We start from the raw sequence: 18,383 nt of genomic DNA, 5'->3' as shown, positions 1-18,383 counted from the left end.
GGGATCAGAAGTGGTACTTGACCAGAAAGCTGGCCGTGTCCTGGTTAGTGCGGAACGCGCCGCTGTCTTCGATCCCGTACTTGTTCTTCCAGTAGTCGTATTCAAAGCCGACATACAACTGCTTTTCGCCCCAGTGCAGCGCCTTGCCCAAGTCGTATTTGACTTGCGGGTTGAAGTGCAGGTTGGCGTGGTAAGTACCGCGCGGGTTTTTGTCGTTGTCCACCACCCAGTCCATGTAGCCGTCGATCAGCACATTGGAGTTGCCCAAGGGCAGGGTATAGGACCAGACCGGCGTGATCTGCCAGATGTTGTTGCCCGGGCGATCGCCTGCCGGGTGGCGCTGGTAGAAGTTCAGCTGGAAGTAGTCAAAACCGGGCACGTTCAGGTCAAAGCCCGGGCCGATCAGGTAAGAGTTGTTATTGCCCTCACCGAACTCGTAAGTCAGGGCCAGCAAGACGTCCTTGATCGGGCCGAAGGACAGGTCCTTGTCGAAGATCTTGCCAAACGACAAGCGAGGGCTGAACTCGCCGTAGTAGGTGTTAGTGCCGAAGTTATAGTCTTCCTTGCCGTTGTAAAAGATGCGGTCGATGAACAGAAAGTTGTCGCCGTACTTCCATGCGTCGGCATGTTCAAACGTGACGGTTTGCTGGATTTGCGGGTTGACGGTGAAGTTTTTGCCCCACAAGTACGTCAGGCTGTTGTTCTGCCACTGCAACAAATCGCCCGCCACAGCCTGGCCGCCGGCCAGCAGGGATCCTGCCAGCATCAGGCCTTTTAACATAGGTTTCATTCGGTGCTCCCGAGTCAATATTCAAGGTTTTCTTCTAAACAGGCGCTCTGGTGTGGCGCCTTTGGGTTCGCTGCAAAAATCGTCCATTCGGTCAGCTTTAATGCTTTTAGCAAGAGCTGCGCCAAGGTGTTTAAAACGCCGATAAAAACGTCGTCGGCTGTCATGAACATAGCCGGGAACAGGGTTTTTCATGCACATTGGCCGCGTACTTGAGGGCCGGGGTAAGTGGGCCATCAGGTCAGCTTTTAGCGGTGCTGTTTTTTTTGAGCCGATTTGAGCGGGCGCGCAGAGTACTGGCTCCGGCAACCCGGCTCAAGTGCGCCGTTACAGCGCGTGAGGGTCAGGAATGGGGCGTGGGCTCGGCCATTGCGGTTCTTTCAGAACCGCCCAGCACGTTGAACAACAGGTTCAGCACCAAGGCGCTCAGGGTGGCCATGGCGATTCCGCTGTGGGTGATGGGGCTCATCCACAACGGCAAGTGCGCGAAGAAATCCGCACGCACGACCGGGATCAGGCCCATGCCGATGCTCACCGCCACCAGCAACTGGTTGCGGCGGTCGGCGATGTCGGCTTCCTGGAGGATCTTGATCCCGGTGGCCGCCACCATGCCAAACATGGCGATGGCCGCGCCGCCCAGCACCGCCGGGGGAATCGACGCCACCAGGAAGGCCGCCTTGGGCAGCAGGCTCAGCACGATCAGGAACGCACCGGCCATCATCGTCACCGAGCGGCAGCGCACGCCGGTCATCTGCACCAGGCCGATGTTCTGTGCGAACGAGGAGTGGGTGAAAGTGTTGAAGAACCCGGCCAGGCACGAGGCGCCGGCATCACACAACAGGCCACGGCGCAGCATTTTCGGGCTGACCTCTTGGCCGGTGATTTTGCCCAGCGCGAGAAACATGCCGGTGGACTCGACAAAAATAATCACCACCACCAGGCACATCGACAGAACCGGCGCCAGCTCGAACGTGGGCATGCCGAAATGCAGCGGCGTCACCACTTGCACCCACGGCGCACTGGCCAGGCCGTCGAGGTCGACCATGCCGATCACCCCGCATAACCCGTAGCCGAGCGCCATGCCGATCAGCACCGAGATGTTCACCCAGAAGCCTTGCATGAAGCGGTTGATCAGCAAGATGGTGGCCAGCACCAGCGCGGCGACCGCCAGGTAGACCGGCGAGCCAAAGGTGGCCGCCGCATTGCCGCCGCCGGCCCAGTTGACCGCGACGGGAAACAGCGACAGGCCGATGGCCGTGATGACCGTGCCGGTCACCAGCGGTGGAAAAAAGCGCACGACCTTGGACATGAACGGCGCGATGAGCACGCCAAAAAAACCGGCGGCGATGGTGGCGCCAAAGATGCCCTGCAAGCCGATGCCGGGCATGCCCGCCATGGCGACCATGCTGCCGACGGCGGCGAAACTGGCGCCCATCATCACCGGCATGCGGATGCCCACCGGGCCGATGCCACACGACTGCACCAGGGTGGCGACGCCCGCCACCAGCAGGTCGGCGTTGATCAAAAAGGCGATTTCTTCGCGGCTCAACCCGGCGGCCTGGCCAATGATCAGCGGCACGGCGACCGCGCCGCCGTACATCAGCAGCACGTGTTGCAGGCCTACCAGGATCCGTTGCAAGAGGGGCAGCCGCACCAGGGCGGGTGCGGCGGGAATCTGCGTTGGGGCTAACTCGGACATGCAACACCTCGTTTTTATTGTTGTGTTGTTCGGCATTCAATTGCCGGGGTGACACTCATTGTTCCCGCACGACCCTCTCCCTTGTGAGCGCTGCAACGCCTGCGCCCGCAAGGGATGTTCGGTGATCAGTTGGTACGCGCCCCCTGGTTGATCCAGGTGCCGATCAGGTCGCGTTCCTGCTGGGTCATCTGGGTGATGTTGCCCAGCGGCATGATCTGGCTCGCGACTGCCTGGGCCTGGATGCGCGCCGCCTGTTGCTGGATCTGCGCAGGCGTGTCGAACATCACCCCGGCCGGGGCGGTGCTGAACAGCGGGCTGGTGGGCTTGGCCGAATGGCACACGGCGCAGCGTTCCTGGATCACGCCGTGCACTTTGTCAAAGGCTACCGAGGCCTGGGCGGGCGCTGCGGGCTCGGCCGCCGGTGCGGGCGGCGCGGCAGGCTTGAGGCCGCCGCCCAGTGCGGTTTCCGGCAGGGGCTGGTACTCGATGACCGCAGCCTTGGCCACCTCTGGCGCGCTCGCCACCGGTGTCGGGCCGGTCACGTAGGCCAGGCAAATCATCGCCAGGGCGCCCACCGGCAAGGTCCAGGCGTATTTCTGGCTGTTGTGGCGGGTGTTGAAGTAATGGCGCACCAACACCGCCGCCACCGCAATACCGGCCAGGATCAGCCAGTTGTACTGGCTGCCGTAGGTGCTCGGGAAGTGGTTGCTGATCATGATGAACAGCACCGGCAAGGTGAAGTAGTTGTTGTGCCGCGAACGCAGCAGCCCTTTGGCCGGCAGTGCCGGGTCGGGCGTGCGGTTCTCGGCAATCGCCGCCACCAGCGCGCGCTGGGCCGGCATGATGATGCGGAACACGTTGCCCACCATGATGGTGCCGATCACCGCGCCCACATGCAGGTACGCGCCACGGCCGCTGAACACCTTGCTGAAGCCGTACGCGGCCGCAATCAACAGCACAAACAGGATAAAACCGAGCAGGGCAGGGCGTTTGCCCAGGGCGGAGTCGCACAGAGAGGAGTAGATGAACCAGCCAGCGAACAGTGAGCCAATGCCCAGCAATACGCCTTGCGGGCCGCTCAGGCTGCTGCCCGGCGCCAGCAGGTACAGGGTGGGGTTGAGGTAGAACACCACGCACAGCAGCGCGACGCCCGACATCCAGGTGAAATAGGCTTCCCATTTGAACCAGTGCAGGTTGTCCGGCATGGTCGGCGGGGCCAGCTTGTATTTTTCCAGGTGGTAGATACCGCCACCGTGGATCGCCCACAGGTCGCCCGAAAGGCCGTCCTTGGGGTTGACGCGATTGAGGTTGTTTTCCAGCCATACAAAGTAAAAGGAAGCGCCGATCCAGGCGACGCCAGTGATCATGTGAACCCAGCGTACGCTCAGGTTCAGCCATTCCAACAGATGTGCTTGCACAGTTCTTACCTCACGCCTGTCCCCCTTGTTGTCGGGTGATCAGGCCTTCTCTTATTGGTGGGGGGCGAGGATCAGCCGCTCATCCTCTTCAAAAAAATGCTCATCGCAGTTATTGCCTGTGCCACTGCGATCAACCACCAGGAAGTCATCCCGCTTTTCGATCGTCAGCACCGGGTGGTGCCAGACGCCGCGATGGTAATTGATGCCCTGCCTGCCGTTGGTGACGAAGGCGCGGACCAAGCCTGATACAGGTGCATCGCCAAGGGGCGCGACCACGATCAGAAAGGGGTTGCCGAGCAGCGGAATGAACGCCTGGCTGCCCAGCGGGTGTCGTTCCAGCATGCACACGGTCAACGGCATTGGCAGCGCGTCGGCGCGGAAAATGCTGATGATGGCGTTGTCTTCAGGCTGGGCGGTCTGCACCGTGGCCAGCTTGTGAAAGCGCATGGTCGAGCCGTTGTTGATCATGAAGTGATCGCTGCCGTCGGTTTCGATCACGTCTCCGAAGGGGGCGAAGGCTTCTTTGGTCAAAGGTTCGATCATCAGTGTGCGCATGGCTGTCTTCTTATCCGAATGCTGTGTTGTTTAGTCGATGGCTATTGCAGGCAAGCCCACTCCCACCGGGTGTGGAGAGGCTTGCCCGCGATCGGGTTCAGCGCTTATTTAGCGACCTTGCCGAGTAAGCGCAAACGGCTTACGCCCCCGTCCGGGAAGACGTTGAGGCGGATGTGGGTGATCGGGCCCAGTGCCTTGATCTGCTCGGCGAAGGTGTGCTCGGCGTGCATTTGCAGTTTTTGGCTCGGCAGCAGTTCGCGCCAGAACAGCGACTGGGTTTCGATCTGGCTGTCGGTGCCGCCTTTGACGAACGCGGCCTGGATGGAGCAGCTGTCGGGGTAGTTGCCCTTGAAGTGCAGGGTGTCCACGATGATTTTTTCGATCTCGCCCGGGTGGCCCAGTGCGACGATCACCCAGTCGTTGCCCGGTGTGCGGCGGCGGGCGGTTTCCCAGCCGTCGCCCATGTTCACGCCACGGCCCGGGTTGAGGATGTTGCTCATGCGGCCAAAATGCTCGTCGGAGCACGCCAGCGCACGGCCGCCGTTGAGGGCCGAGGCCAGGTCGACTTGTTCGTTGTCGCCCACTGCCGACCAGTCGCGAAACGGAATGCCGTACACGCGCAGGCGGGCCACGCCGCCGTCCGGGTAAATGTTGAAGCGCAGGTGGCTGTACGCCTTGGCGTTGTTGATCTCGTGGTAGTGGTGGCTGTTGCCTTGCAGCTCGACGGCCGACAGCACTTCTTCCCACGGGGTGTTTTCATCGGGTTCACCGGTGGCCAAGAAGCAGGCTTCCAGCGAGGCAGACGGCGGGTAGTTGCCGGTGAAGAATGAGGTGTCGATGTCCACACCTTTGATCTGGCCCGCCACGCCCAGGCGGATCACGGCGCTGTCGTAGCCTTCAAAGCGCTTGCGGCGCGATTCCCAGCCGTCCATCCACTTGCCGTTGTCATCGAACACACCTTCTTTCCACACCGCCGGGGTGGGTTGGAACAGGCGGTTGGCGTCGGCGAACCAGTCATCGGTGACCGACAGGATCTTGGTGCCCAGGCGGGCGTCGGCCAGGTTGACGAACTTCTCGAACGGTGCGGCGTAATCTTTCATTCTTCTTGTCTGCCTTAAATTGAGTGGCTTGGGATGCTTGCCGGGCCATGGGCGCTCATGCACGCTCGGGCCTGGTTCGCTTAAAGAGTCAGTAAACGGAACAACGCAATCTTGTTGATCTCGGCCAGTGCGCAGTCGAACTCGGCCTGCACCGAATGGTGAATGCGGGTTTCGAACGCGGCCAGGATCTGATGCCGGTTGCTGCCTTTTACCGCCATGATGAAGGGAAACTTGAACCTGGCCTTGTAGGCCTCGTTCAGCTCGGTGAAGCGAGCAAACTCCTCACGCGTGCATTGGTGAATACCGGCACCGGCTTGTTCATGGGTGCTGGCTTCGGTCAGTTGGCCCTGGACGGCCGCTTTGCCCGCCAGGTCCGGGTGAGCGTTGATCAGGGCCAGTTGGCTGGCGTGATCGGCGCTCAACAGGATATCGCTCATGCGCTGGTGCAGGGTTTCGATCTGGTCGATCGAGGGGGCCTGGCCCAGATCAAAGGCCTTTTCGGCCACCCATGGCGAGTGTTCGTAAATGTCGGCGAAGGCGGCGACGAACGCGTCACGGCTCAGCGTCGACGGTGTGAGGGTGCGGAACGCCGTCATTGGGCCGCTTCCTTGTACGGATGGGTTGCCTGCCAGTGGCGCGCAATGTCGACACGGCGGGTGAACCACACCTGTTCGTGGCCTTTGACGTATTCGATGAAGCGTTTCAACGCGGCCAGGCGCCCCGGGCGGCCGATCAGGCGGCAGTGCAGGCCGATGGAAAGCATCTTGGGCGCCTCGCCGCCTTCGGCGTAGAGCACGTCGAACGCGTCCTTGAGGTACTCGAAAAAGTCATCGCCCTTGTTGAAACCCTGCACCTGGGTGAAGCGCATGTCGTTGGTGTCCAGGGTGTAGGGGATCACCAGGTGCGGCTTGCCGGTGGGGGCGTTGGGTTCCCAGTAGGGCAGGTCGTCGTCGTAGGTGTCGCAGTCGTACAGGAAACCGCCTTCTTCCATCACCAGGCGGCGGGTGTTGGGGCCGGTGCGGCCGGTGTACCAGCCCAGCGGGCGTTCGCCGGTCAGCTCGGTGAGGATGCGGATGGCTTCGAGCATGTGCTCGCGCTCCTGGTCCTCGTCCATGTATTGGTAGTCGATCCAGCGGTAGCCGTGGCTGCAGATCTCATGGCCGGCCTGGACCATGGCGCGGATCACGTCCGGGTGGCGCTGGGCGGCCATGGCCACGGCAAAGATGGTCAACGGGATGTCGAATGCCTTGAACAGCTTGAGGATGCGCCACACGCCAGCCCGGCTGCCGTACTCGTACAGCGACTCCATGCTCATGTTGCGCGCGCCTTGCAGCGGTTGGGCGGCGACCATTTCCGAGAGGAACGCTTCTGACTCTTTGTCGCCATGCAAAATATTGCGCTCGCCGCCTTCCTCGTAGTTGAGGACGAAAGACAAGGCAATGCGCGCGTTGCCGGGCCAGTGGGGGTGAGGAGGGTTACTGCCGTAACCGATCAGGTCGCGTGGGTAGTCAGCGCTCACTGCAGTCTTCCTTCTTGTTCGTGTTGGCAAAAAGTGTGGCGACCAGACCGTGTGGCGTCACAGCGATGAGTGATTGTATACAACTTGTCAGCCAATTTGTAAGCCTGCATTTCCGCATTTTTTCTACCCTCGCCCGGTTATCCGGTGTTGCAAGAAACCTGCCCGACTGGTCAGCTAAAGGATAAAAGGTCTTTTAAAAGCAAGTATTACTGGAAGATCGCGATCCACCCCGGCGCGGAAAGGCCGATTGAAATCTTTGTAAAATTTATTGTGTACAATTTTTTTAAAAAGTGTCTTAATCAGCCACCGCCGACCTTTTGGATGCTCCGAAAAGGTGCGCCACCTCCACCCTTCACCTCAGGAAGTGTTGATGCCATGGGACGTTTGACCACCCACGTTTTGGACGCCGCACACGGCTGCCCCGGCAGTGCCATCAAGGTTGAACTGTACCGCGTCGAAGGTACGCAACTGGAACGGGTCGCCACGGCGTTGACCAACAGCGACGGCCGCTGCGACGCGCCCCTGCTGGAAGGTGACAACTACCGCAGCGGCGTCTACCAGTTGCAGTTCAGCGCAGGTGATTACTACCGGGCCCGTGGCGTGCAACTGCCGGAGCCGGCCTTTCTGGATGTGGTGGTGCTGCGCTTTGGCATCAGCGCCGAGCAAGACCATTACCACGTCCCACTGCTGATTTCGCCCTACAGCTACTCGACCTACCGCGGCAGCTGAGTCGTCACCGCGCTTCACACCTCCAATGCTCTTCGTTGTTTCCTCGCCCGCCCACACTGCGGGCTTTTTTTCGCCCGGGCAAACTGTGCGCTGTTCACCTATGTAGCGCACACCCGTGGTGCGGTGTGCCTAGGCTCGGTTTTCCTGCCCGAGACGAACCAGCCATGGCCACACCTCCCCTTTATGAACCCCTGACCCGGCGAGTCAACGCCAGTGCGCAGCCGAGCCGGGTGATCAACCGGCTGCAGGCCGCCGAGGCGCGTTGCGTCGAGTCCATCACCTTGCTGCGGCACCTGATGAGCCGTGCACCGCGCGTGCTGCCGGTCATCCGCGGCGCGTTGCGCGAGGCCTTCGCGCTGGACCCGGACACCCTGCTGTTCACCGAACCGTTGCCGCCCGCCGCTGCGCAGAAAGTCCACAGCCTGACCGAGCGGGCGCTGGCGCTGCTGGTCGAACCCCGGGTGGCGGCCAATATCAACTCGCTCACCGCCCTGAGCCTCAAGGACAACCCGGCTGCCCGCCTGCCTTTTTCTGCCCGGCAAGCCCTGGAGCGCGTCGCAGGGTTGACGCTGCTGAGCACCCTGGAGCGGGCGGTGAGCGATTATTGGCAGGGCCTGGCTGACGGCTCGTGGCTGACGCGCCACGAGCGTTGGGTGACGCAGAGCCGCGCGTTGTTTGCAGACAAGGCGCTTATTGCCTGTGAGCTGTTCCAACTCTCGCCCCCCGCGTTCGCCCTGGTGCAACACCTGATCGACGCGCCCACCGTTCAAGCCCGCGAGCGGGCGGGCGGCGCATGGGCCCACGTGCAGGTGGCGCCGGTGCTGTGGCCGCACGCCGATAAAGGCGTGCTGGCCTTGCCGGGCGCCTTGCACCTGCAAGGGGAGGCGGGCGCACCCCATGTCCTCTACCTGCCCGGCCTGCCCCGCGAGTTTCATGAGTTCCCCACGTGGGCGTCGCTGCAGTGCGAACTGCCGTCGTTGATCGGCGAGCCGCTGGTCAACGATTTATGGCAATGCCTGCCGTTGCAGCGCTACCGCGCCGAAGGCCACCTGATACTGACACCGGCCCCGGCATTGACGGACGACGCGCTGCGCCACAGTGCGAACGGCGTGCGGCAGGGCCAGTGGCAGCACGAGCTGGCGTGTGCATTGTCTTTGCATCACCACGGGGTCAACGCGCCGGGCCCGGCGCAACCGGCGGCGGGTGGCACGGCGCGTTTCATGCGGTTTGTGGAGCAGGGCCGCAAGCGCCTGGTGACAGGCACCGGCTTGAGCGGCGCCTTGGCCGATTTGCTCGCGTGGGACCAGCAGCGCCGCCAGCACGAAATAACCCTGAGCCGCCCGGCCCCCGGGCAGGCGCTGCGCACCCGGGAGCAGCAGGTCAAGCGTTGGGAGACGGGCCTGCTGGCGCTGCTAAACAACAAGGCGCTGGGCACAGACACCGACAGTTGGCGGGTGCTCGCCGCGCAGCTGGCGCAGCAGCAGGCCCAGCGCGAGGCGGTGCACGCCAGCCTTCAAGTGCCCGACGAACAGCTGTTCAAAAAGGCGTACTGGGTGGAGCGCCCCGAAGGCCGCCGCACACGGGCGACAGTGTTGCTGTTGGCCCAGCACCAGGCGTTGATGTACGAGGCCCGGACCCAGCAGCGCCTGAAGCTTTTGCCGCAGCCCGCCCTGAGCAGGCTGTTTGAAGTGTTGGATGCGCCTTTGGCCACGCAGCGCCCGGGCAGCGACACCTGCGTGCTGCGCGTTTCGCTGCGCGAGGGCGGCCTGCTGCGCAACAGCTTTGTGGTGACCACCACCCGCGCCCTGCGCTGGCCCCATCGTGCGCAGCCGGTGCTTTGGGTGATGCTCGGCCAGTATGGCGGGCTGCAGGCGTTTGCTGGCCTCGACGCGTTGTCTGCCAGCCTGCGCGCCAGCCTGCAAAGCCCCGACGGTTCGCCGGTGTGGCAACTGCTGGGGCGTGACGAAGTGCGCAATGGCGCATCGCCGATCGAGTACCGGGCGACGGACGGCAACGTGTTGCTGGCGGTGTTCAAGGAACTGATCGAGCATCACATCCACCTGCACCGGCTGTTGGGCGAGAACGTGCGGCTGTTCAGCGAAGTTTCAGGCCTGGCCTTGGGCCGCCAGCTAGTGGCCCAAGAGCTGCGTGAGCACCTCCGCATCGCGCCCAACGAGGCCCGCGTCGAGGCCCTGGCCCACATCGAATTGTTACGCTACGCCGCCGCGCAAGCCGAAAAGTTGCCGACCTGGCTGGCCGCTGCCACCGCCGCCCGACGCCGCGAATATTGGCGGTTGCAGCGGGTGTACCTGGCCAGCGCGGCGGCGTTCGAGCGGCGGCTCTGGCAAGTGCTGCCCTCGCTGGACCAGTTCGCCCGCCAGGCATTGACCACCCGGCTCAGCGCCGACGGCCTGTTGCCGGGGCTGGACATCGACCGGCCTTTTATCGACATTCCCGATGACGTCAGCGCCCACTATTGCGGGTGGTCGAGCCAGTGCGTGGTGGGCGACCGGCAAATCAAGAAGGTTGTCAGCCCGCAACGCAGCACGTTCAGCCTGCTGCAACTGGCCCTGAACAACCTGGATGCCCAGGCGCCCTGGACCGAATGGCGCTTGAACAGCGCCCGTTATCTAGTGCCCCAGTGGAAAGCGCGCCTGACCCCGCAGTACCTGATCAAGACGCTGTCGGCCTTGAACGTTGGCGGCCAGTACGAGGGCTTGATCCAGCAGGCGTTCTACCCCGTGGCCCCCCAGGCGGGGTTGCCCCGTGGCTTGGGCGAGCGGGTGATCCGCCAGCAGGCCCGCTTGCACCTGTATTCGGCAGCGCAGCAGGGGCTGAGCGCGAGTGGCCAAGGCCTGTTCAACCGCGCCATGGCCGCCAGCACGGCTGGCACCCTGCAACCGTTGCAACTGTGTGTGCTGCGTTTGGTGGGCCACACCCTGGCGCATCCCCGGCACATCGCCGGGGTGCTGGTGCTGCACGACGTCGCGTCCGGGCATTGCGTGGTGTATTGGCCGAGTGCGTCGGGTTACCCGGCGTTGACCGAACACACCGGCTGGGCGGCGATGCTCGCTGAGCTGAACCGTGAATGGGCCCTGCCAGCGCGCGTCAAGGCGCTGGCCGAGCAGGTGGCACCGGGCTGGGAGGCGCAGGCGTTGGCCGGTTACCCCGGGGCGCCGCCCGGCCCGCCTGCGTGGGTGAGGCACGTGCGCAAACTGACGCCGGTGGCCTTGCCGCACTTTCACATTCTGGAAACCTTTGAAGCGATCAAGCGCTTTATCCATTCCTTCAAGGTCAAACACACCGTGGCGGCCGCCGCCCTGAATGACATCGAGGCGCAGATCCAGGAGCAGGTCGACCAAGCCCCCACCGCCTGGCTGGAGGTCATCGCCACTGACCATGACGACATGGTGGCGTTGCTGGCCCATGCGCGGGTGTTCGAGATCCAGCGGCGCAGCCAGGGCCGCTCCCATTCTGCGCAACTGCTGGCGGCCTACCGCGAAGAACGCCTGGGCGAACAGCGCGAGGCCACGGTACGCGGCGTGTTGTCGTTTGTGCCGGTGATCGGGCTGGGCATCAGCCTGTGGGAAGTGCTGCTGGCGGCCAGGCGCTTGCATCATGGGCGGACCAGTCATGAAGGGGTGGACCTGGCCTTTGTGACCCTGCTGGCTTTTATCGATGTGTTGACCACGTTTGTGCCCGGCAGCAAGGGGGTGCCCCTGCGCGGCGCGTTGAGGCAGTTGCATCGCCGGTCGTCGGCTGTTTTTGCGGGCCACGCGTGGTTTGTCAAACCCTTCAAAGCCCTGACGCACTGGCGCAAGGCACGTACCCTGGACGATGCAGTCGCGCTGCAAGGCCCCGGTAACCGGGGCAGTTTCGCCAAGCAGGGCGAGCAATTCGTGGTGGACGACAGCCATCGCTACACCGTGTACCGGCGTGACGATGAGCCGTTGCTACGGCTCAAGAACCCCGAGGCCCACGGGCACGACGAGCTGATTTTGCACATCGAGGGCCCGCGTGAATGGTTGCTGCAAGCCGACGCCCCGCAGCCGGGGCCCAGCCATGCCATGTGGCGGCCCTGGGCGGCCACGCCGTCGTCGCCCGAGTGGACGCCCCCGGCGCTGACGGCGCTCAAACGGTTGGTGCATCAGGCTCCGATGGCGCCCGAGGGGTGGCAGGGTTGGGGCTTTGTCACCGACATGACCCTGCGCGAAGTACTGCCGCCGCGCCAGGTCTTCCAGGTCATGACGCCGCCGTCGCTGGACACCTTCACGGTGATGCGCCAGGGCAACCGCTATTACCGACTGCTGCCCGAAGGCCGCGACACGTCATCGCAAAACCTGGCCTTTATCACCCGCAACCAGCCACCGGCGCTTTCGGCCTCGCTCAATATCAATCACTGGCTGGGTGCGGCCCTGGCCGACCAGCCGTTGCCGGCTTCGCGGGCGGCGGACGGCGTGTGGCGGGTGCATCCGCCGTTATTTATCGAGCCGCTGGAAGTGTCGGTGCACCGGGCGTTTGCGCTGATGACTGCCAGCAGCCGTTACTTCGTGATCGAGCGGCTGGTTCAACTGATCGACCCTCATCCTGCCGTCACGGCCACCCATTTGCTGGGCCTGCGGGTGGTGCTGGACAAATGGCTGGCGCCTCATTCACTGGGCCGCACCGACGATTTGCTGAACATGCTCAGGCCCTTGGAAAGCCGCACGATGGCCAGCGTCTATATCGGCTACGACGGCATGAGCCCGGGTTACAGCCGGCTGGATTTTGTCCCGCCGCACCCCCTGGACACGGCACTGCGAACCCCCAGCACGCGCAACTACACCGCCCGGGCACAGGTGAATACGCGTGCGGTCCAGACCTTGCTGGAGCAGCAGGGGTTCGTGGTGCAGCGGATAGAAAAGAAGCCCGGCTCGCAGCATTCGGTGGACTTGTGCTGCACCCACCCGCACTCCAACAACCTGTACTACGTGATGACGCGCTGGGTGCAGAAATCCAATATCAACCTGCATGCCAACCGGTCGGTGCAGCTCACCGATGAGTGGTTTGTCCGGCGCAGCCAGACCCGGTCGTATGCCGCCGATTTTCTCCCGGTCAAGACGGCGTTGGAGGAGAACCGCCTGGTGAAGATCATCGCCGGTATCCAATGGACGCCCAAAGCCGCGCCCACGGTGTTTTTTGTCCGCTTCGGCAGTGTCAGGCCCGGAGCAAAGCCGCGGCGCCGGCGGCCCCGAACAGAGCGGCGCTGACCCGGTTGAACCAGTGCTGGCCCTTGCCGCTGCGCAGGTAACGCGCTGCGCCATGGGCACTCAGGCCGTAGGCCAGCTTGCAGATCAGGTCCAGCACCGTCCAGGTGACGATCATCAGCAACAGTTGCGGCAAGAACGGTTGCTGGCTGTCGAGAAACTGCGGCAGGAAGGCGGCAAAAAACAGGATGTCCTTGGGGTTGCTGGCGCCCAGCACAAACGCCCGGCCAAACAGTGCACGAAAGCGCGGGGCAGGCAGGGCCTGAGGCACCACCGCGCCGTTGGCCGGTTGCCGCGATTGCCGCCAGCTCTGCCAGGCGAGGTAGAACAGGTACACCGCGCCGACGATCTTCAAGGCACTGAACAGCCGCTCGGACGCCATCAACAGCGCGCCCAGCCCCAGTGCCGAGGCACTCAACAGGCAAATCGAGGCCAACACACCGCCCAGAAACGCAGGGTAGGAACGGCGCAGGCCGTAGTTGAGGCTGTTGCTGATCATCAACAGCGACAAGGGGCCGGGGATCAGAATGACGACCAGGGCAGCGGTGCTGAAGAGAAGGAACGTGTCGAGGGGCATGACGAGGGTCCGTTAGAGGAAGTTAAGGGGGCCGTGGCAAGCGTCAAGCCGCTTGCCACGACGCCTCACAGAAACACAAATTTCGCGATAAAAATCCCGCACAACACCCACAGGCTCAGGGAGATTTCCCTGTGCTTGCCCGTACCGGCCTTGAGCGCCACGTAGGTGATAAAGCCCAGGGCGATGCCGTCGGCAACCGAAAACGTCAGCGGCATCATGATGGCGGTGACGATGGCCGGGATGCTGTCGGTGGCGTCGCCCCACTCGATCTGGGCCATGCTCGCCATCATCAGCATCGCCACGTAAATCAGCGCCCCGGCGGTGGCGTAGGCGGGGATCATGCCAGCCAACGGCGCAAAAAACATCGCGGCCACAAACAAAAGGCCCACGGTGACGGCGGTCAAGCCGGTGCGGCCCCCGGCGGCCACTCCGGCGGCGCTCTCCACGTAGCTGGTCACTGGCGGCACGCCGACCATGGCGCCGAACACGCTGGAGGCGCTGTCGGCTTTCAAGGCGCGGGACAGGTTGTCGATGCGCCCGTCTGCCTTCACCAGCCCGGCGCGCTGGGCCACGCCCATCAGGGTGCCGGCGGTATCGAACATGTGCACAAACAAAAAGGCGAACACCACGCTGATCATGCTCACGTTGAACGCCCCGGCAACGTCCATGGCCATCCAGGTGGGCGCCAGGCTCGGCGGGGCGGAGAGGATGCCGTTGTAGTGCACCAGCCCCAGGCCCCACCCGGCCAGGGTCACGGCGATGATGCTGATGAGGATGGCGCCGAACACCCGGTGGTAACTGAGCACGGCAATCAGCAGGAAACACACGGCGGCCAACAGCGGTGCAGGCTCGTGCAGCGAGCCGAGCTTGATCAGCGTGGCCGGGCTGTCGACGATGATGCCGGCGGTTTTCAGGCCGATCACCCCCAGAAACAGGCCCACGCCTGCGCCCATGGCGTGGCGCAGGCTGACGGGGATGCTGTTGAGCAGCCACTCGCGAATGCGTGACAGGGTCAGGACCATGAACAATAAGCCGGAGATAAACACCGCCCCCAGCGCGGTTTCCCAGTGATAGCCCAGGGTGCCGACCACGGTGTAGGTGAAAAACGCGTTCAGGCCCATGCCCGGCGCCAGGCCCACTGGCCAGTTGGCGTATAGGCCCATCAACAGGCAACCCAGGGCGGCGGCGATGCAGGTGGCCACGAACGCCGCGCCGTGGTCGATGCCCGCGTCGGCCATGAGGTTGGGGTTGACGAAGATGATGTAGGCCATGGTGATAAAGGTGGTGAGGCCGGCCAGCAGCTCAGTCTTCACCGTGGTGCCGTGCAGGCGCAGCTTGAACAGGCGGTCCAGCCAACCGGCATTGGGCGGGGCGAGTTCCAGCGTTGGGGCTTCGGATTTTGGGCTTTCCACAGCAGTACTCCTCAAGAGTTTTATTGTTATTTCCAGCGCCGGACACAGAGGTGGGCAGCGACGCTTTGAGGTACTGGCGATTTTTTTGACCATTAGGTCAAGAGTGCGCACGAAGCGAATTATGCTTTTGTATACAAATAAAGCAAATAATGTTTTCGATTGTGTGTGCAAAGGGCCTGAAAGGCCAGCCTTCCCTTGCCGCATTCCAGGCCCTGTGGCCGCGCCCTTTCAGCGACCTGGCCGACGGGCAGTTGCCCCAGGCTGGATTATTCTTCCTGCGGGCCTTGAAACCCGCGCTCAACACCCGCACTTTGTTGGCTCCTGCGCGCGAGCAGAACATTGCGTTCATGCCCGGTGAACCGCGGTGGTCCGTCAAGCACAGCACGCGCAAGCGGCATAAGGGGAGCCCCATGTACAAGGTTTATGGCGATTACAAGTCGGGCAACTGCTACAAGGTCAAGTTGATGCTCAACCTTTTGGGTGTCCCGTATCAGTGGGTGGACATCGACATCCTCAACGGCGACACCGAGACGGCCGAGTTCCTGGCCAAGAACCCCAACGGCAAAATCCCGGTGCTGGAACTTGAAGACGGCACCTGCCTGTGGGAGTCCAACGCGATCCTCAACTTCCTCGCCGATGGCAGCGAATTTCTGCCCAGCGAACCACGCCTGCGCACACAAGTGCTGCAGTGGCAGTTTTTCGAGCAGTACAGCCACGAGCCGTACATTGCGGTGGCGCGGTTTATCCAGCTGTACCTGGGGCTGCCGGAGGCGCGCCGGGAAGAACACCGCAAGTTGCAAAAGGGCGGCAACAAGGCGCTCAAGGTGATGGAAAAACAGCTGCAACTCACCCCTTACCTGGTGGGCGAGCAATTCTCGATTGCCGACGTGGCGCTGTATGCCTACACCCACGTGGCGCATGAGGGCGGCTTTGATGTGAGCGCTTACCCGGCGGTGCAAGCCTGGATCGAGCGCGTGGCCAGCCATCCCCGGCACGTGGCGATGCTGGACTCTACCGCGCTGTAAAACCGGGGGGCGTCACGAACGGTGGGCCCCCTCGAGTTCTTCCTTCAACAAGTGGAAGCATTTTTGCGCCGCCGGGCTCAATGCCTGGCCGCTGCGGCTGATCAAGCCAATCTCGCGATTGACCCCCGGGTGGTCGATCGCAATGCGTTGCAACCCCTCCAGGCTGTCTGCCGCCGACTCCGGCAGCACGCTGACCCCCAGCCCTTGGCGCACCAGCGCCAGCACGGTGGACATGTAGTTGGCCTCCATCCCGGCGTTCAGCCTTAACCGGGTTTCATCGAACAGCGCGTCCACCTGCTCGCGCACGCTGCTGTCGCGCCCGGTGAGGATGATCGGCTGGTCGGCCAGTTGCTCAAGCGTCAACACGGCGTGCCCGCTCAAGGGATGACCCTGCGGCACAAAGGCGCACAACCGGTCATTGAGTACCGGCATAAATGCCAGCCCATGGCTCAGCCGTGCGCGCACACCAATGCCGAAATCCACCTCACCGGCGCGTACCTGTGCGTGAATGCGGTGGGCCACCAGGTCGTGCAGGCGCACTTCGATCCCGGCAAAGCACTCACGAAACACCCGCAATGCCGGGGGCAGGGCGCCCGCGCACACCGAGGGCAGGGCGGCGATCGTCACCACGCCCCGGCGCAGGGCAGCCAGGTCCCGGGAGCCGGTGACGATGTTGTCCAGGTCCAACAGCAGTTTCTCCATCGGCCCCCGCGCGTCGATGCCAGCGGCGGTGAGGCTCACGTGGCGCGGGCTGCGGTCGAGCAGGGCCACGCCCAGCCAGTCTTCAAGTTGCTGCACCTGCACGGTCAGCGCAGACGGTGACAGGTGCAACTCGTTGGCCGCCTTGGTGAAACTGCCGGTGCGGGCCACCGCGAGAAACGCCTGAATGTGCTGGATCGAATTTTTCATTTTGTTTTTCCGAACGCTGGCGACTGAATATTCCAATTTACAAAAATAAACGCGATTCCAATACTCCGTTTAAAACAATAACGGGCCGCTGACGGCCACTGTGGAGTACCCCCATGCTTGCCACCCTGGGACTTGTCACCATCCTGTGCCTGCTCGCTGCCGTCATGAGCAAGCGCCTCTCACCGCTGGTAGCGCTGATCGCCTTGCCGATCATCGCCGCGCTGCTCGGCGGTTTCGGCCTGCAAACCAGCGCTTTCATCATCACCGGTATCAAGAACGTCGCCCCGGTGGTGGGCATGTTTGTGTTTGCCATCCTGTTTTTCGGGATCATGACCGACGCCGGAATGCTCGACCCGATCATCGACCGCATCCTGCGCACCGTGGGGACGCGCCCTACGCGCATTGTGGTGGGCACCGCGACGCTTGCGCTGCTGGTGCACCTGGACGGCTCCGGCGCGGTGACGTTTTTGGTGACGGTGCCAGCGATGCTGCCGCTGTACACGCGGCTGGGGATCGATAAACGCATCCTCGCCTGCGTGGCGGCGATGGCGGCGGGGGTGAACTTCCTGCCCTGGACCGGCCCGGTGCTGCGTTCGTCGGCGGCGCTGCACGTGCCGGTGGCGGACCTGTTCCAGCCGCTGATTCCGGTGCAGATCGTCGGCCTGATCTTTGTGTTCGCCAGCGCCTGGTGGCTGGGCCGCCGTGAAGAAAAACGCCTGGGCCTGGGCGCCGGTGCCAACGCGGGCGCGGTGCCGCAGCGGGTGCTCAGCGATGACGACCTGCAACTGCGTCGCCCGCGCCTGTTCTGGGTCAACCTGGTGTTGACCGTGCTGGTGATGGTGGTGATGATCGCTGGCTGGGTGGACCCGGTGGTGATGTTCATGCTGGGCACCGTGGTGGCGCTGTGCATCAACTACCCCAACGTCGATGCCCAGCGCGCACGGATCGACGCCCACGCCAAGACCGCGCTGACCATGGCCAGCATCCTGCTCGCCGCCGGGGTGTTCACCGGCATCATGCAAGGCACCGGCATGCTCAAGGCCATTGCCGAGGTAGCGGTGGCGCAGATCCCGGCGGGCCACGGCAAGGTGATCCCGGCAGTGGTGGGCTTTTTGTCGATGCCGCTGAGCATGCTGTTCGACCCCGATTCCTACTATTTCGGCGTAATGCCGGTGATCGCCGAAGTCGGTAAGGCCCTGGGCGTGGACCCGCTGCAAGTGGCCCAGGCCTCGCTGTTGGGCGTGCACACCACCGGTTTCCCGGTCAGCCCGCTGACCCCAGCGACCTTCCTGCTGGTGGGCCTGTGCAAGATCGAACTGGCCGATCACCAACGCTTCACCATTCCGTTTCTGTTTGCCGCGTCGGTGTTGATGACCCTGACGGCTTTGCTCCTGGGAGTGATTTGAG

General features: G+C 63.3%; 15 protein-coding genes. 4 read left to right on the top strand and 11 right to left on the bottom strand.

Features of this window, described 5'->3' with window-relative positions; translation table 11 throughout:
• Positions 1-4 precede the first annotated feature (4 nt).
• The 8 genes from ACW9H9_RS09255 to puuE form a co-directional block, all read right to left on the bottom strand.
• Entirely contained in the window at positions 5-790 is a 786-nt protein-coding gene (locus ACW9H9_RS09255; protein WP_457342849.1) for an outer membrane protein OmpK, read from the bottom strand.
• 14 nt (positions 791-804) lie between these two features.
• Positions 805-954: a hypothetical protein gene (locus ACW9H9_RS09250; RefSeq protein ID WP_457342848.1), complete on the bottom strand. Its 150-nt coding sequence runs from the start codon at positions 952-954 to the stop codon at positions 805-807.
• A 176-nt stretch (positions 955-1,130) separates the two neighbouring features.
• Positions 1,131-2,486 (bottom strand): nucleobase:cation symporter-2 family protein, encoded by a 1,356-nt coding sequence (locus ACW9H9_RS09245; RefSeq protein ID WP_457342847.1) that lies wholly within the window; start codon positions 2,484-2,486, stop codon positions 1,131-1,133.
• Positions 2,487-2,611: 125 nt separating this feature from the next.
• A complete protein-coding gene (locus ACW9H9_RS09240; protein ID WP_457342846.1) occupies positions 2,612-3,904 on the bottom strand; it encodes a urate hydroxylase PuuD in 1,293 nt (430 codons plus the stop codon).
• A gap of 51 nt (positions 3,905-3,955) precedes the next feature.
• A complete protein-coding gene (locus ACW9H9_RS09235; RefSeq protein ID WP_457342845.1) occupies positions 3,956-4,459 on the bottom strand; it encodes an ureidoglycolate lyase in 504 nt (167 codons plus the stop codon).
• A gap of 104 nt (positions 4,460-4,563) precedes the next feature.
• Positions 4,564-5,559 carry an allantoicase gene (gene alc, locus ACW9H9_RS09230; RefSeq protein ID WP_457342844.1) on the bottom strand — a complete coding sequence of 332 codons (996 nt, stop codon included), beginning with the start codon at positions 5,557-5,559 and terminating at the stop codon, positions 4,564-4,566.
• Between the two features lie 80 nt (positions 5,560-5,639).
• Positions 5,640-6,155 carry a 2-oxo-4-hydroxy-4-carboxy-5-ureidoimidazoline decarboxylase gene (gene uraD / locus ACW9H9_RS09225; protein ID WP_457342843.1) on the bottom strand — a complete coding sequence of 172 codons (516 nt, stop codon included), beginning with the start codon at positions 6,153-6,155 and terminating at the stop codon, positions 5,640-5,642.
• Positions 6,152-7,078: an allantoinase PuuE gene (gene puuE / locus ACW9H9_RS09220; RefSeq protein WP_457342842.1), complete on the bottom strand. Its 927-nt coding sequence runs from the start codon at positions 7,076-7,078 to the stop codon at positions 6,152-6,154. The genes uraD and puuE overlap by 4 nt, the downstream gene beginning before the upstream one ends.
• Before the next feature lie 375 nt (positions 7,079-7,453).
• On the opposite strand from puuE, the gene uraH reads away from it, so the two are divergent.
• Both uraH and ACW9H9_RS09210 read left to right on the top strand, forming a co-directional pair.
• Positions 7,454-7,807, top strand: a complete 354-nt coding sequence (gene uraH / locus ACW9H9_RS09215) for a hydroxyisourate hydrolase (protein ID WP_457342841.1) — start codon at positions 7,454-7,456, stop codon at positions 7,805-7,807.
• A 164-nt stretch (positions 7,808-7,971) separates the two neighbouring features.
• Positions 7,972-13,056, top strand: coding sequence for a dermonecrotic toxin domain-containing protein (locus ACW9H9_RS09210; protein ID WP_457342840.1), 5,085 nt, complete (start codon positions 7,972-7,974; stop codon positions 13,054-13,056).
• On the opposite strand, the gene ACW9H9_RS09205 is transcribed toward ACW9H9_RS09210, so the two are convergent.
• Positions 13,004-13,630, bottom strand: coding sequence for a LysE family translocator (locus tag ACW9H9_RS09205; RefSeq protein ID WP_457342839.1), 627 nt, complete (start codon positions 13,628-13,630; stop codon positions 13,004-13,006). The two genes, ACW9H9_RS09210 and ACW9H9_RS09205, sit on opposite strands and share 53 nt — an antisense overlap.
• Before the next feature lie 65 nt (positions 13,631-13,695).
• Positions 13,696-15,042: an NCS2 family permease gene (locus ACW9H9_RS09200; protein ID WP_457342838.1), complete on the bottom strand. Its 1,347-nt coding sequence runs from the start codon at positions 15,040-15,042 to the stop codon at positions 13,696-13,698.
• Positions 15,043-15,452: 410 nt separating this feature from the next.
• On the opposite strand from ACW9H9_RS09200, the gene ACW9H9_RS09195 reads away from it, so the two are divergent.
• Positions 15,453-16,067, top strand: a complete 615-nt coding sequence (locus ACW9H9_RS09195; protein WP_457342837.1) for a glutathione S-transferase family protein — start codon at positions 15,453-15,455, stop codon at positions 16,065-16,067.
• Positions 16,068-16,079: 12 nt separating this feature from the next.
• Here ACW9H9_RS09195 and ACW9H9_RS09190 read toward each other — a convergent pair whose 3' ends face one another.
• Positions 16,080-16,976: a LysR family transcriptional regulator gene (locus ACW9H9_RS09190; protein WP_457342836.1), complete on the bottom strand. Its 897-nt coding sequence runs from the start codon at positions 16,974-16,976 to the stop codon at positions 16,080-16,082.
• Between the two features lie 113 nt (positions 16,977-17,089).
• Between ACW9H9_RS09190 and ACW9H9_RS09185 the strand changes: the two genes are divergently transcribed.
• Complete coding sequence (locus tag ACW9H9_RS09185; protein ID WP_457342835.1) at positions 17,090-18,382, top strand: CitMHS family transporter; 1,293 nt, start codon at positions 17,090-17,092, stop codon at positions 18,380-18,382.
• Position 18,383 lies beyond the last annotated feature (1 nt).

It is taken from the genome of Pseudomonas sp. SDO5215_S409 (genome assembly GCF_054071325.1).
This window is presented reverse-complemented; position numbering and strand designations above follow the sequence as displayed.